14 protein-coding genes are annotated in these 14,836 nt (G+C 67.9%); 3 read left to right on the forward strand and 11 right to left on the reverse strand.

Annotation, left to right across the window (positions count from 1 at the left end):
* Position 1 precedes the first annotated feature (1 nt).
* From TEF_21015 to TEF_21025, 3 genes are all read right to left on the reverse strand, one after another.
* Positions 2 to 934, reverse strand: a complete 933-nt coding sequence (locus TEF_21015; protein ID ANK83005.1) for an ABC transporter permease — start codon at positions 932 to 934, stop codon at positions 2 to 4.
* Positions 934 to 1,917 carry an ABC transporter permease gene (locus TEF_21020; GenBank protein ID ANK83006.1) on the reverse strand — a complete coding sequence of 328 codons (984 nt, stop codon included), beginning with the start codon at positions 1,915 to 1,917 and terminating at the stop codon, positions 934 to 936. The genes TEF_21015 and TEF_21020 overlap by 1 nt, the downstream gene beginning before the upstream one ends.
* A gap of 71 nt (positions 1,918 to 1,988) precedes the next feature.
* On the reverse strand, positions 1,989 to 3,569 hold the full coding sequence (locus TEF_21025; protein ANK83007.1) for an ABC transporter substrate-binding protein: 1,581 nt from the start codon (positions 3,567 to 3,569) through the stop codon (positions 1,989 to 1,991).
* Positions 3,570 to 3,881: 312 nt separating this feature from the next.
* On the opposite strand from TEF_21025, the gene TEF_21030 reads away from it, so the two are divergent.
* Positions 3,882 to 4,262, forward strand: a complete 381-nt coding sequence (locus TEF_21030; GenBank protein ID ANK83008.1) for a hypothetical protein — start codon at positions 3,882 to 3,884, stop codon at positions 4,260 to 4,262.
* A gap of 6 nt (positions 4,263 to 4,268) precedes the next feature.
* Here the strand turns inward: TEF_21030 and TEF_21035 are convergent, their stop codons facing one another.
* The 7 genes from TEF_21035 to TEF_21065 all read right to left on the reverse strand — a co-directional run bounded on the left by TEF_21035 (position 4,269) and on the right by TEF_21065 (position 11,181).
* Positions 4,269 to 5,534, reverse strand: coding sequence for a hypothetical protein (locus tag TEF_21035; GenBank protein ANK83648.1), 1,266 nt, complete (start codon positions 5,532 to 5,534; stop codon positions 4,269 to 4,271).
* Positions 5,535 to 5,538: 4 nt separating this feature from the next.
* Positions 5,539 to 6,285 (reverse strand): hemolysin, encoded by a 747-nt coding sequence (locus TEF_21040; GenBank protein ID ANK83009.1) that lies wholly within the window; start codon positions 6,283 to 6,285, stop codon positions 5,539 to 5,541.
* Positions 6,282 to 7,634, reverse strand: coding sequence for a C4-dicarboxylate ABC transporter permease (locus TEF_21045; protein ID ANK83010.1), 1,353 nt, complete (start codon positions 7,632 to 7,634; stop codon positions 6,282 to 6,284). The genes TEF_21040 and TEF_21045 overlap by 4 nt, the downstream gene beginning before the upstream one ends.
* A gap of 3 nt (positions 7,635 to 7,637) precedes the next feature.
* Positions 7,638 to 8,300 (reverse strand): hypothetical protein, encoded by a 663-nt coding sequence (locus TEF_21050; protein ANK83011.1) that lies wholly within the window; start codon positions 8,298 to 8,300, stop codon positions 7,638 to 7,640.
* A gap of 63 nt (positions 8,301 to 8,363) precedes the next feature.
* On the reverse strand, positions 8,364 to 9,413 hold the full coding sequence (locus tag TEF_21055) for a C4-dicarboxylate ABC transporter substrate-binding protein (protein ANK83012.1): 1,050 nt from the start codon (positions 9,411 to 9,413) through the stop codon (positions 8,364 to 8,366).
* A 74-nt stretch (positions 9,414 to 9,487) separates the two neighbouring features.
* Positions 9,488 to 10,708 (reverse strand): hypothetical protein, encoded by a 1,221-nt coding sequence (locus TEF_21060; GenBank protein ID ANK83013.1) that lies wholly within the window; start codon positions 10,706 to 10,708, stop codon positions 9,488 to 9,490.
* Positions 10,705 to 11,181, reverse strand: coding sequence for a hypothetical protein (locus TEF_21065; GenBank protein ID ANK83649.1), 477 nt, complete (start codon positions 11,179 to 11,181; stop codon positions 10,705 to 10,707). The genes TEF_21060 and TEF_21065 overlap by 4 nt, the downstream gene beginning before the upstream one ends.
* Before the next feature lie 183 nt (positions 11,182 to 11,364).
* Here TEF_21065 and TEF_21070 point away from each other — a divergent pair, with 183 nt between their 5' ends.
* Positions 11,365 to 12,723, forward strand: a complete 1,359-nt coding sequence (locus TEF_21070) for a hypothetical protein (protein ANK83014.1) — start codon at positions 11,365 to 11,367, stop codon at positions 12,721 to 12,723.
* On the opposite strand, the gene TEF_21075 is transcribed toward TEF_21070, so the two are convergent.
* Positions 12,677 to 13,690, reverse strand: a complete 1,014-nt coding sequence (locus tag TEF_21075; GenBank protein ID ANK83015.1) for a hypothetical protein — start codon at positions 13,688 to 13,690, stop codon at positions 12,677 to 12,679. The genes TEF_21070 and TEF_21075 overlap by 47 nt on opposite strands.
* 149 nt (positions 13,691 to 13,839) lie before the next feature.
* On the opposite strand from TEF_21075, the gene TEF_21080 reads away from it, so the two are divergent.
* Positions 13,840 to 14,805 carry a hypothetical protein gene (locus TEF_21080; GenBank protein ANK83016.1) on the forward strand — a complete coding sequence of 322 codons (966 nt, stop codon included), beginning with the start codon at positions 13,840 to 13,842 and terminating at the stop codon, positions 14,803 to 14,805.
* The last annotated feature ends 31 nt before the right edge of the window (positions 14,806 to 14,836 follow it).

Raw genomic sequence — 14,836 nt, forward strand, 5'->3', positions numbered from 1 at the left:
GCTACCTCAGCTTCGGGTTCAGGGCGTCGCGCAGCCAGTCGCCCAGCAGGTTCACCGACAGGACCAGGAGCGCCAGGAAGATGCCGGGGAAGATGACGATCCACCACTCGCCCGAGAACAGGAAGTCCTGACCGATGCGGATCAGCGTCCCCAGCGACGGCTGGGTCGCCGGCACGCCGACACCCAGGAATGAGAGCGTCGCCTCCAGCAGGATCGCGACGGCGAGGTTGATGGTGCCGATGACCAGCACCGGCCCCATGACGTTCGGCAGCACGTGACGGAACATGATCGCCCCGCGCGACAGGCCGATGACCCGCGCGGCCTGCACGTACTCCTTGCCCTTCTCCACCATTGTAGAGCCGCGCACAGTGCGCGCGAACTGCGGCCAGATCGACAGTGCGATGGAAATGGTGATGACCGCGATGGCGATGTCCGTATGGCTCTCGCCGGGAAAGAAGGCCTTGGAAACGCCGCTGATCAGCAGCGCGATCAGCAGGGCGGGAAAGCTGAGCTGCACGTCGGCGATGCGCATGATGATCGAATCCGCCGTGCCGCCCAGATAGCCGGCGAGCAGGCCCAGCGTGACGCCGATCAGGATCGCCAGCAGCACCGAGGCGAAACCCACCAGGATCGAGACACGCGAGCCGTAGAGGATCGCCGAATAGAGGTCGCGGCCCTGGTCGTCGGAGCCGATCAGGAACGGCCAGTAGCCGTCCGGATGCCAGATCGGCGGGGTGAAGGCGTCGAAGATGTCCAGCGAGGCCGGATCGAACGGGTTCTGCGGCGTGATCAGGGGCGCGATCAGCGCGGCGACGATCATCAACAGCGCCAGCGAGGTGGCGGCGACGGTCACCGGCGAGGTCCGGAAACTGTGCCAGATGTCGCTGTCCAGAAAGCGGGCCAGATTGTCCTTCAAGCGCGCCCAGGGCCCCATCAGTGGCCGCCCCCCGTGCGCTCGACGCGAAGCCGAGGATCGACGGCGTAATAGAGGATGTCGACCAGCAGGTTGAGGGCCACGAAGATGAACGCGACCAGGATCAGGTAGGTCGACATGACGGGGATGTCGACGAATTGGATCGCCTGCAGGAAGAGCAGCCCCATGCCGGGCCACTGGAACACCGTCTCGGTGATGATGGCGAAGGCGATGAGTGAGCCGAGCTGCAGACCGGTGATGGTAATGACCGGCACCAGGGTGTTCTTCAGCGCATGGCGATAGTGGACAGCGCGGTTGCGCAGGCCCCTGGCCCTGGCGAACTTGACGAAATCGGTGCGCAGCACCTCCAGCATCTCGGAACGCACCAGACGCATGATGAGCGCGAGCTGGAACATGCCCAGGGTGAAGGCCGGCATGATGATCGACTTCCAGCCGGAAACCGTCAGCAGCCCGGTCGTCCAGAGGCCGATGTCGACGGTCTGGCCGCGTCCGAAGGTCGGCAGCCAGCCGAGCACGACGCCGAAGACGAGGATCAGCAATATCCCGATCAGGAAGGTCGGCAGGGAGATGCCGATCAGCGACACCGTCAGGAAGACGTGACTGAGCCAGCTTCGGGGATAGAGACCGGTGTAGACGCCCAGCGGCACGCCGACCACCAGCGCGAATATCGCCGCCAGTATGGCGAGCTCCAGCGTCGCCGGCAGACGCTCCTGCAACAGTTGGTCGACCGGCCGGCCGATTCGGTAGGAGATGCCGAAATTGCCCTGCACGACATTGCTGACATAGCGCCCGAACTGGACCGGAACCGGGTCATTGAGCCCCAGCCTCTCGCGCAGTTCCGCCCGTTCGGCCAGCGAGGTGTCCTGGCCGACCATCTGCGCCACAGGGTCGCCCACGAAGCGGAACATGGTGAAGCCGATCAGCGCCACGACCAGCATCACGATCATGGCCTGGATCAGGCGTCGAATGACGAATGCAATCATGCCGGCCCCTTAACGGAACGGCCCCCCGCCGCCGGGTGGCGGGCGGAGGGCCGCAATCACGTCCGCGTCGATCAGTCGATCGTGACGTGGCGCCACGAGAACTGGTTGTCGGCGCGCTGCTTGACGTTGACGCCCTTTCGCACGCCCCAGGCCAGAGCCTGCTGATGCAGCGGAAGATACGCCACCTCGTCGGTGGTGATCGTCCAGGCCTGCTTGATCATGGCGTTGCGCTTCTCCGCGTCGGTTTCCGACAGGATCTTCGCGGTCAGAGCGTCCACTTCCTCGTTGCAGTAGCGGCCGAGGTTGAACTTGCCGTTGCCGGTTTCCTCGTTGTAGCAGCCATGCAGGTTGTAGAGCGCATTCCAGCTGTCGAAGGAACCCGGCGTCCAGCCCAGCAGGTAGAACGACGTGTCGAGGCTCGGCGCCAGAATCTTCTTGAAGTAGAGCGCCTTCGGCTGTGCCAGCAGGTTCACCTTCACGCCCACCTGCGCCAGCATGGAGACGACGGCCTGGCAGATCGCTTCGTCATTGACGTAGCGGTCGTTCGGGCAGTCCATGCCGACCTCGAAGCCATCCGGATAGCCGGCTTCGGTCAGCAGCGCCCTGGACCTGTCCGGGTCGTAGGGCAGACGCTCGAAGGACGGGTCGGAGCCGTTGATGCCCGGCGCCACCATCAGCGCGCTCGGCTCGGAGAGACCGCGCATCACCTTCTGCTTGATCGCGTCGGCGTTGATCGCGTGATGGAAGGCCTGCCGCACGCGGACGTCCTTGAAGGGGTTCTTGCCCTTGACGCTGGAGTACAGCAGTTCGTCGCGGTGCTGGTCCATGCCCAGGAAGATCGTGCGCAGTTCCGGTCCCACCAGCATGGAGGTGCCGTCATTGCCATCGACGCGGTTCATGTCCTGCACCGGAATCGGATAAGCCATGTCCACTTGGCCCGAGAGCAGGGCCGCGACCCGGGTCGCGTCCGAGCCGATCGGCTTCAGCGTCACCTTGGTCAGGTTGTGCGACTTGTTCGCGTTGTCCCACCAGTCCGGATTGGCTTCCGCCACGGTCTCGACGTCGGCCTCGCGGCTGACCAGCCTGAACGGGCCGGTGCCGTTGGCATTGCGGGTGGCGTGGTTCTCCTGGTCGCCGGTCGCCGACTGGGCGGTGACGGCGCCGTTCTCCTCGGCCCAGCCTTTCGACATGATGCCCCAGGTTTCCCACTCGAAGTGCAGGATCGGGTTCGGCTCGTCGGTGACGAAATCGACCGTGTAGTCGTCGACCTTGATCACCTCGGCAACGCCGGCAAGACGGGTCTTGAGGTCCGAGCCCTCGCCGCGGACGCGATCGGCGGAGAAGACCACGTCGTCGGCGGTGAAGTCGCGGCCGTCATGGAACTTCACGCCCTTGCGCAGGTGGAAGCGCCAGCGCGTCGGCTCGATGATCTCCCAGCTTTCGGCCAGGGCCGGTTCGATCTCCAGATTGGCGCCGCGCCGGACCAGGCCCTCGTACATGTTGCCCATGAAGCCGAGGGTGAAGGTCTCGTTGAGGTTGTAGGGGTCCATCGAGTTGGCGTCGCCCTGGAATGCGAAGGTCATGTCCTTCGCCGACGCCGTCCCCACGCCCAGCGCCAGCGCCGCAGCACCGGCCAGAAGCATGTTCCGCATTTTCATGTGAAGCCTCCCGCTTGAGTCGGGTTGAAATGGTGAGGCGCGCCTTGCGCACCCACGACCGGGGCATAGTGGCGATGCCCCCGAACAGCCGTCAACGGCTTTGTTCCGGAGTGATGCGCGTGTCAGGTCGCCGCTGCGTCAACATGCTCGCCATTGGCCACGCGCCGGGTGGTGTTGATCCGCCACCATCGATTCATCGTTCAAGTTGGGGAAAGATCCATGGGGTGGAACCACCGCCGCCGCATCCTATCTGACAGACGGCGCGCGCCGGTCCGGCCGCGTCGCACACGGAGAGACGAGACGACCATGAAGAAGAAGATTCTGACCCTGCCCGTGTTCCTGCTCGCCCTCGCGCTCGGCGGCGCGGCGCAGGCCGAAGGTGACCCGGCGTCCGGCTTCAAGGTCTTCAAGAAGTGCGGCGCCTGTCACAAGATCAAGCCGGGCCAGCCGAGCCAGGTGGGTCCCAACCTGCACGGCCTGTTCGGGCGCGAGGCCGGGACCGCCGACTTCGGACGCTACTCCGAGGCCATGAAGGCGTCCGACGTGGTCTGGACCGAGGAGACGCTCGCAGCCTGGCTGCGCGACCCCCGTGGCTTCATGCCCGGCAACAAGATGGCCTTTCCCGGCCTGAAGAAGGAGGAGGACGTCCGCGACCTCATCGCCTTTCTGAAGCGCGCGACCAGGTAAGATTCGTCAGTCGCGCACCAGCAGCGCGGCGAGCTCCACGTCCGGCGCCCAGAAGAACTGATCCAGCGGCTCGACAGCTGCCAGCCGGAAGCCGGCATCGGCCAAGATGCGCGCATCGCGGGCGAAGGTCGCCGGCGCGCACGAGACGTAGATCACCCGCGCCACGCCCGACCGGGCGATCTGTTCGCACTGCTCGCGCGCGCCCGCCGCGGGCGGATCCAGCATCACCAGGCCGAAGCCCGAAAGCTCGCCGGCCTGGAAGGGCCGGCGCTGCAGGTTGCGGACCGCGGTTTCGAGTTCGACGCCGGGCGCCCGGTCGACGCCCGCCTTCAGCGCCGCCACGGCGGCCGCATCCGAATCGGCGGCCAGATCCCCGGCCCTGAGCGGCAGCGCCGAGGCCAGGGTGCCGACGCCGCAGAAAAGGTCCGCGGCGCGACCGGCGTCCGCCGACCATTCGGCCACCAGTTCCCGCATGCGCGCTTCTATCCGGCGATCCGCCTGCAGAAACGCCCCCGGCGGCGGGGTGACGCTCAGCGGTGGCCAGCGCAGCTCGGGCCGGCGGCGTTCGACCAGCGTCGTCGGCGCATCGCCCGCCCGCTGCAGCGAAAGCCGCGCCAGGTCGCGGGCGGCGGCGAAATCCGCCAACCGTTCGTGCAGCGCCAGGCTTTCGGTCAGATCGCCGGCGATGAGCAGGTCCGCGCCCGCGTCCGTCAGGTTGACGGTCAGCCGCGCCTCCCCGCGCAGCGTCAGCAGACCCTCCATTGCCAGCTTCAACGCCGGGATCAGGGACTCGATCTCCGGCTCCGTCACCGGGCATTCGCCAATGTCGACCAACGCCCGGCCGCGGCGTTCGTGGAAACCGAGCGATATGGCGCCGCGGCGGTCGGCGCGGGCCGTGAAGACGGCGCGGCGGCGGCGCGCCGGGCCGCCCCGGAATGTCGGCGCAACCGGCGGCTCCTCGAAGCCCCGGCGGCCCAGCGCCGTGATCACGGCGGCGCGCTTCCAGTCCGCCAGAAAGCCTTCCGAAAGATGCTGCAGCGCGCAGCCCCCGCAGCGGCCGAAATGCCGGCAGGGCGGCTCCACGCGGTCGGGACCGGCCTCGATCAGGCGGCCGATGCGGCCGCGCCTCGGCGACCCGCGGCCCGTCTGCGGTTCCACGCGCAGTTCGATCAGGTCGCCCGGCGCGGTGAAGGGCACGAAGACGCGCTCGCCGTCCGCCGTGACGACGCCGTCGCCGGCCTGGCCGACGGTCTCGACCCTGAATTCCATGATGAAGCTACTCCGGTGCGAATGCTGCGAGCAGATATTCCCGATTGCCGTCCGAGCCCGCAACGGGACTGTCGGTCACGCCCGCGGCCCGCCAGCCCGGATCCCCTTCCAGCCAGTCGACGACGGCGTCGACCGTCCGACGCCGGACCGCCTCGTCTCGGACCACGCCGCCCTTGCCGACGCTCTCCGGGCCGGCCTCGAACTGCGGCTTGATCAGCGCCACGAGGGCCGCCCCCGGCGCCGCCAGAGCCAGGGCTGCGGGCAACGCGGTCCTGATACCGATGAAGCTGACGTCGCAGACGACGAGTCCGGGCGGCTCGGGGATCAGCCCGCGATCGAGCGCGCGGGCGTTGACGCCTTCCAGGGAGATCACCCGCGGATCCGCCGCCAGGCGCGGATGGAGCTGGCCGTGACCCACGTCCACGGCGTAGACGCGGGCCGCACCGCGGGCCAGCAGAACATCGGTGAAGCCGCCGGTGGAAGCCCCAAGATCGAGCGCCACCTTCCCGGCCGGATCGATCTGGAAATGCTCCAGCGCCGCCTCGAGCTTCAGGCCGCCCCGGCTGACCCAGGGATGGTCCGGTTTCGTCAGTTCCACATGCGCCGCCCGCGCCAGCATCTGCCCTGGTTTGGCGACAGGTTGGCCGTCGGCGCGGACCTTGCCGTCCAGGATCAGGGCCCGGGCGCGCGCCCGGCTGTCGGCCAGACCGAGATCGACCAGCAGCCGGTCCGCGCGCTCGCGGCCGGCGGTCACATCTGGGCCGGCAGCCAGGTGATGATCGCGGGGAACATCACCAGTCCGGCGACGGTCAGGACGTCAGCGATGAAGAAGGGCCCGATGCCGCGGAAGATGTCGGATAGCGGAATATCCGGTCTGACGCCGTTGACGACATAGCAGTTCAGTCCGATCGGTGGCGTTATCAGACAGATCTCGACCATCTTGACGACGATGATGCCGAACCAGATCGAGACTTCCGTGGCGCTCTCGAAGCCCAGTTCCGGGCCCAGCTTGATCACCGCCGGATAGACCACCGGCAGGGTCAGCAGCAGCATGCCGATGGCGTCCATGAACATGCCGAGCACGGCGTAGGCCAGCAGGATCAGGATCATCACCACCCACGGGTCGAGCGGCAGGTTGACGATCCAGTTGGCGAAGGCGTTGGGCAGACCCGCGAAGCCCAGGAAGCGCACGAAGATCAGCACGCCCCAGATGATCGAGAAGATCATCACCGTGAGCTTGGCCGTCTCCAGCAGGGCGTCCTTCAGGCTGTCCCATTTCATGCCGCGGAAGATCGCCATCACGAAGACGACGAAGGCGCCGAGCGCGCCGGCCTCGGTCGGCGTCGCCAGACCGAAATAGATGCCGCCGATGATGATCGCCATGACAAGCAGGATCGGAAAGGTGCCGGGCACCGACTCGAAGCGCTGGGCCCAGGTGAAGCCCTTGATCGGCCGGCCGAGTTCCGGATTGCGCCAGGCGCGGAAGACGATCAGCATGGCGTAGATGACCGCCGAGAAGATGCCGGGCAGAAAGCCCGCCAGCAGCAGCGCGCCAACCGATTCCTCGACGATGATGGCGTAGAGCACCAGGATCGCGCTGGGCGGAATGAGCGACGCCAGCGTGCCGCCCGCGGCGACCACGCCGGCGGCCAGTCGCCGGTCGTAGCCGTTCTTCAGCATTTCCGGAATGGCGATGCGCGCGAAGACCGCCGCGGTGGATGTCGACGCGCCGGAGACGGCGGCGAAGCCGGCGGTGGCGAAGACGCTGGCCACGGCGAGGCCGCCCGGCACCCAGCCGATCCAGCGCCGGGCCGCTTCGAACACCGCCTTGGTGATGCCGGCGTAGAAGGCCAGGAAGCCGATCAGGATGAACATGGGCAGGACGCTCAGCGGATAGGCCACCGCCTTCGAATGCGGCGTCTGGCCCGCGATGCCGCCGGCGACCTCGAAGGCGCGCAGCAGATCGAAATTGGGTTTCACGTAGAAGATCGCCACGAGGCCGAGCAGACCGACGAGCGCGGTGGCGAAGACCACGCGCATGCCGATGACGATGAGCACGGCCAGAACGGCCATGCCCAGCACGCCGATTGTCAACGGATCCAAGGCTCAGCCCCCCTGCCGGTAGCGCGATTCATCCGATTCGTCGATTTCGTGACGCGCGATTTCTTCGATGGTCTGGATGGTCGGCACGGCCACCGGCTCCTTCTCCGGGGAGGCGACCAGCCGCAGGAAGGCCACGAACTGCAGGAGCAGGCGGAGCCAGAGCAGGGAGAAGGCGACCGGGACGAGCAGTTTCGAAGGCCAGACCGGAAGACGGATGTCGATCGTCGAGTCCTCGGATTCGACGGCGCGAAGGAAATGCTCGATTCCGTAGTAGACCAGCACGGCGACCACGAAGAGCGACAGCAGGATCGCCGTCGCTTCGGAAATCCAGAGCGCCCGCCGCGAGAGGCCGCGGAGCGCCAGATCCATGCGCACGTGCCCGCCCATCTTCTGGCAGTAGGCGATGCCGAGAAAGGCGAACAGCGCAATGGCCTGCTCGACGACGTCGATGTAGCCGACGATCGAAAAGCCGAGACCGAGTTCGAAGCCCCACGCCGCGGTCATGCTCTGGTCGAGCCAGAGCAGGATGCGGCTGAACACCTGCACCACGCCGAGCAACATCAGCCCGAAGATCGAGAACGCGGCGATCAGGTTGAACGCCGTTTCGATCGCAAAGAGCCACCGGTCCGTGCGGGACAGACCGCCGGCCGCACTCTGTTCTGTCATGTATCTATCCTGGAAAGGGCAGCGTCAGGGCGGCCGCCGCGGCGGCCGCCCATTGGCCGTGCCTCAGGAGCCGCCGCGCACCTTCTCGGCTTCCGCCAGCAGGAAGTCGAGCAGTTCCTGCGTCGGCAGACGGTCGGCATAGCGATCCACGAAGCTTTCCTGCCAGATCGGCACGCCGATCTGCTTGCGGAACTCGGCCAGCTCGTCCTCGGTGAAGCGGACCTCGGTCAGCTGCTTCTGGAACATCGGAATGTTCACTTCGTCGGCGGCGAGGTAGGCGGCCTTCTGCTTCTCGTAGACCTCCCACTTCAGCTCCATCAGCAGATCCTGGTACTGCTTCGGCAGGGCGTTCCAGGCGTCGATGTTGAAGACCGTCGGGCAGTCCGCGGTGCCGGGCTGGAAGTTGCCGGTGAACCAGTCGGCGACCTCATGCACCTTGTAGGCGGCATGGGCGTAGGAATACGGGAACGAAACCGCGTCCACGGTGCCGCGTTCCAGCAGGGTGTAGACTTCGGTCGCCGGCACGGTCATCAGCGTGGCGCCGAGCTTCGACATCGCGTCGGCGACACCGCCGCCCGCACGCACCTTCTTGCCGTTCCAGTCCTCCAGCTTCCGGGGCGGCTCGCCGCGGCCGAGGAACTCGTACTGGGGCAGCACGCCGGCCATGTAGATCATGGCGTTCATGCCGGCCATTTCCTTCTTCACGGCCGGATGCTGGTAGTAGGCGTCCGAAGCCTTGATCCGCACTTCCCAGTCGCCGATCGGCAGGAAGGGCAAGGAGAAGATCATGGCCGACGGGGTGCGGTCCGGGCTGTAGAAATTGCAGAAGTTCGCGGCCTCGAAGGCCCCGATCTCGATACCGTCGAGATTCTCCTTCGGCTTCGAGAGGCCGCCATAGTTCAGGTTGTACTCGAACTTGCCGCCGGTGCGGCGCGCGAGTTCATCCGACAGGTGTTCGAGACCCATGGTGAAGGCGCGGGGCTTGCCCCAGAGCGAATGGTTCCAGGTGACGGCCGGACCGTCGACCATGTCGTCGGCCGACCAGGCCGCGCCCGCGAAGGCGAAGGTCGTCGCGGCGGCGACCGCAAGACCCGTCAAGGTACGATGAAGCATTAAGAAGTCCTCCCTGATTAGCTTTCTTTTGAAGCTGTTTATGGAGAGTACCTTAACCGCCGGCCCCGGGGGGATCAATTCGGTTCTGATGCAGTCCCTTCGGCGATCATGGCGTCGATCCCGGCGTCGTCCAGTCCCGCCTCCCTGAGATAGCGCCGCGTGTCCGCGCCCTTGAGCGGCGGCGGGCTCGGCGTCTCCACCTGAGCCGAGGCGTCGCCGAACAGGAAGCCGGGCCCCAGCACATCGATACCGCGGCCCAGCCCGGGCACGTCGTCGACATGGCGAATCAGTCCGCGTGCGGCGACCTGCTCGTGCGCCGCGATCTCGCCGACATGGCGCAGCTTGCCCGCGGGCACGGAAGCCGGCGCCAGCAGCGCCTCCCACTCCAGCGCCGAGCGCGTGGCGAAGGCCGCCGCCAGCAGCGGCTGGACGCGCGCCGATATTTCCGGGCGGCCCTGCCAGGGCATGACGTCCGGATTGCCTGCCAGATCCTCGCGCCCGATCACGCGGCACAGCGACGACGCCTGCTTCGGCGTGTTCGCCGCCACCACCAGAATGCCGTCGGCGGTGTCGAACATGCCGGAGAAGGGACTGCCGGACGCCGCCTGGCGGCCGGTCTTCGCCGGCAGGCGGCCGCTGGTGAGCCAGGGACCCACGGCCGGTCCCATGATCGACAGCGCGGCGTCCAGCATGGCCACATCGACATACTGCCCTTCGCCGCTCGCCTGCCGGCGGTAGAGCGCCGCCGACAGCGCGAAGGCGGCGGCCAGCCCGGCGACGTAGTCGATCACCGGCCAGCCGACGCGCATGGGCCCGGTCGATTCGTCGCCCTGCAGCGCCATCATCCCCGAGATACCCTGCACGAAATGGTCGTAGGCCGGCACGTCGCGCAGCGGCCCCGTCTGGCCGAAGCCCGAAACCGAGCAGTAGACAAGCCGCGGGTCCGCCGCCATCAGGTCCCCGGGTCCCAGCCCCAGCTTCGCCATCGTGCCGGGGCGGTAGTTCTCGATCACCACATCGCTGGTCTTCGCCAGCCGGCGGAAGGCGTCCTGGCCTTTCGGCGACTTCAGGTCGAGCGCGACGGACGCCTTGTTGGCATTCTGGATCAGGAAGGCGTCGGCCATGCCGGCGCGCTGCTGGTCCTCATCGGGCGAGGCGTAGCGGATGAAGTCCAGCGGCTCGACCGCCTCGACCCGGATCACCTCCGCGCCCAGCCAAGCCATCTGGTAGGTGCAGAACGGCCCGGCGAAGACGTGCGTCGCATCCAGGATGCGGATGCCCTCGAAAGCCTTCATCGCTGCCCCTCCCCGCCTTTCGGCACCCACAGGATCAGCCATTCGGCGTAGGCGATGGGGTCCGGATTGCCGTCCTGCTCGAAATGGTTGGCGGTCTTGACCATCAGCCGTCCGCCGGGCCGCCACGTCGTTTCCATGATGGAGATACGGTCGCGTATTCGGGTCTGCGGGCCCGTCACCAGCGGCGCCAGATAGCGCACCCGGTCATAGCCGTAGTTCAGCCCGAAGGCGGCGTCGCACGGGCGCATGCGGACATTGTCCATGAAGTGGCTGAGCAGGCTGGTGACCAGGAAGCCGTGCGCCAGCGTGCCGCCATAGGGGCCGTCGCGGACCGCGCGCTCCGGGTCCAGATGCAGCCAGTGGCGGTGCTCGGTGGCCACGCCGAACATGGTCACGCGTTCCTGGTCGATCGCGACCCAGTCGCTGACCGCGAACTCGCGGCCGGCGAGTTCCGGATAGTCGGCGATCGCCAGTTCGCCGGGCTGCGGATCCGTCGGCTCGGTATTCATCATCGCGCTTGCGCCTCCCCGCGCCGTTCATGCCTCCCGGCGGCAGGGTATCGCCAAACTTGTCCGAAGCCCGAGGAAAATTGCCTCGTCCGCGGCCGCGCCGCCGCTAGTTCATTCCCGCGAACCAGGAATGAAAAGGACACGCCGATGAATGCGAGGACCGCGCGCAGCCGCACCGCCCTGCTGGAGGGGCCGATCGGGCCGACGCTCGCGCGGCTCGCCGTCCCCGGCATCGCCGCCATGGCGATCCAGTCGTCCATGAGCATCGTCGAGGCCTGGTATCTGGGCCGACTGGGCACGGTGGAGCTCGCCGCGGTCGCGCTGGTCTTCCCGATCCTGATGCTGGCCAACATGCTCTCGGCCGGCGCGGTGGGCGGCGCGGTCAGCGGGGCCACGGCCAACGCCACGGGTGCCGGAGACGAGGCGCGTGCGGAGACGATCCTGCGCGCGGCGCTGCTGATCGCGCTGGGCTGCGGCCTCGCCATGGCGGCGCTGTTCCATCTCGCCGGTCCGGCCTTCTATCGCCTGCTCGGCGGCGAGGGCGACGTGCTGGCTGCGGCGCTGGCCTATTCGGATCGGCTGATGCCCGCCCTGGTGCTGATCTGGCTGTTCAACATGGCCGCCGGAGTGATGCGCGGGGCCGGTGACATGCTGCGCCCGGCGATGCTGCAGGCGCTGGTCGCGGCCAGCCATTTCGGCCTGAGCTGGCTGCTGATCCTGCGCCTCGACCTCGGCATCGCCGGCGCCGCCTGGGCCATGGGCGGCGCCTATGTCGCCGGCCTCGCGGCAATGGCGCTGCTGTTCGCGGGCGGCGGCGCGACCGTCGCCTTCCGCCCCGGCCCGGTCCCGCGATCGCTGGTGACGCCGCTGTTGCGCATCGGGTCGCTGGCCGGGTTCCAGGCGGTGATGACCATCGTCACCGCGCTGACCGTGACCGCCCTGGTGGGCCGCCTCGGACCCGTATGGCTGGCCGGTTACGGCATCGCCGCCAGGCTGGAGTTCCTGATGATCCCGATCATCTTCGGCATCGGCTCGGCGATGATCGCCATGGTGGGCGCCAACCGCGGCGCCGGGCGCATGGACCGGGCGCAGGCCGTGGCCTGGCGGGGCGCGGGGGCGGCGGCCCTGATCGTGGGCGCGATCGGTGTGGCCTCGGCCCTGTTCCCGGCCTTCTGGGCGTCTCTCTACACCGCCGATGCGGCGGTGATCGAGGCCTGCGCCGTCTACATGCGCCGCGTCGCGCCATTCTACGCCTTCTTCGGCCTCGGTCTGTCGCTCTACTTCGCGGCTCAGGCGATGCAGACCATGGGCGTGCCGGTGATCGGCTCGCTCAGCCGCTTCGCCATCATCGCCGGCGGCGGCGGCGCGTTGCTGGCGGCCGGACGCGCCGAGCCGGTCGCCGTGTTCATCTGCGTCGCCCTCGGCATGGCGGCCTATGGCGTGATCGTCGCCGCGGGCCTCAGATGGGTCTCGTGGCGGCCGCGTCCTGATCGTCGGCCGGCATGAGCGCCGCGCGCCGGCGCCGCCGCCAGCCGAACCAGTCGTCCACCAGCCCCACGGCGAGCACCAGTCCCACGGTCACCGCCGCCAACCCGGCGAGCTGATAGAGCGTCGGGATCTCGCCCAGCACCGGCGCGCCGATCAGGATGGTCAGACCCGGCACCAGCGACGGAAAGACCGCCGCCCTGGCCGGCCCGATCTTCGAGACCGTGATGACGAACAGCAGGGTCGCCAGGAAGCCGTTCATCACCCCCTGTCCCAGCAGCTGCACGCCGATCTCCCCCCAGCCGATCCGCATCAGCGCGTCGTAGTCGGCGAAGGCGATGTGGAACGGGATCAGGCCGATCGAGCCGATCACGACGACGGCGGCGGTGCCGCGCACCGGATCGATCCGCCAGACCCGGAGCAGCAGGGTAAAGACGGCCCAGCAGGTCGGCGCGCCGATCACCAGCAGGTCGCCCATCAGCACGTCGGCGTTGAAGGTCGCCAGGAAGGAGAGGCCGGCGACCATGACGACGCCGGCCGTGATCAGCACCAGACCGGCCAGGCGCAGCCGGCTCAGCCGCTCGCCGATGAAGATCACCGCCAGCAGCGTCGCCATCAGGGTCAGGGAGGCCGGCGCGATGACCCCGGCGTGGGAGATGGGCGTGTAGCTCAGCCCGAAACTCATGAACAGCGCGAAGGGCGGGCCCGCGAAGACGGTCAGCACCAGCCCGCGGCCCCAGCCGACGCCGCCCAGGTCGCGGAGCCCCGCGCGCAGCAACACCGGCAGCATGATCAGCCCCGCGGGCCAGTAGCGCGCGGCGGCCATGTCGATGGGCGCGAAGCCGCCAGTGACGCCGTCGCGGACCAGCACCATGTAGGCCGACCAGATCAGCGCCGTGGTCAGGCCGAGGGCGACGCCGAGGCCGAGCGAGGCGGTATCGCCCGCGCCGTGAGGGGCGCCGGACGGGCTGGACGGCGGGGATGACATGGGCGGCCTCTTCTCGGGATCGGAATGCTGCCCAACATGTTGCGCCGCAGCGGGATCCGGCAAGTCAAACCCGCCCGCGCCGGACGCAATGCGGCCATGCCCGGACGCCGAACATTGCCGGAACGGAGGGCGGCTGGCATCCTGCGGCCATGGGCGCGGAAAGGGAAAAGCCGGTCTGGGAGCGGATCGCCGAACTCGGCTTCGCCGATGCGGTGGAATCCACGGGGTTCCGGCGGGTCAACGCCACCCACTGGAAGATGGAGGGCGAAGGGCTGACCTGGCGGATGCGGCTGGTCCGGGGCTACAAGGCGACGCCGACCTCCTTCCTGCCGGTCCACGGCGCGTTCGTGCACGGCCTGGACGAACTCTACGCCAGATGGGACGGCTCGAAGGCGAGCCAGTATCTCCACGGCGGCGGCCAGCGCGTCCACATGCAGAGCGATACCGGCATGGACGTCATCCTGGCGCAGAAGCGCGAGTTCGACCGTCTGCATCCGCCCCCGCCGCCTCTGCCCGGGCGCGGCGGCTGGCGGGGATTGCTCGACGAAATCTTCCAGCCCGTTCGGCCCGACTTCGAGAAGGAATTCCTCGACATCAGGTACTGGGGCCGGGCGGGCAATGACCTGCGCGCGCAGGCCTTCCTCACCGAGGGGCACGACCTGCGGGACGTAGCCGCCACCATCATCGGCTACTGGGAACGCTACAGCTGGCCCTGGATCGAGGCGCGGCTGGACTTCCGGAACCTCTACCGCTTCCACTGGGGACCGGGGACGATTCCCGATATCCGCCATCCCGATCCGTTCTACTACGCCGTGGCCAGGCTTGCCGGCGACCAGGCGCATATCGAACGCATGGCGGATGCCGCCTTCGCCGAAGCCCGCAAGAGCTACGAGGACGTCTGGAAGGAATGCGAGCGGGAGGGCTCTTTCGAGCGCTCGAATGTAACATCGGGCGAGATTTCCAGGGATCAATTGGCAAAGAACAGTCAGATGCTGCGGCAAGGGCGAGCATACCGGTTGGAGAAGATCGGGCGCGCGCTGGATATACGCCTTCCCCCCTCGGGCATCGACTACACCGAGTTCTTGGCCGTCATTGAACAGGACAGAACTCGCTGACCGCGTGCCGTCCGGCCATGCCCGGACGCCG

The organism is Rhizobiales bacterium NRL2 (assembly GCA_001664005.1).
In the GTDB taxonomy this organism is placed as follows: Bacteria; Pseudomonadota; Alphaproteobacteria; order Minwuiales; family Minwuiaceae; genus Minwuia.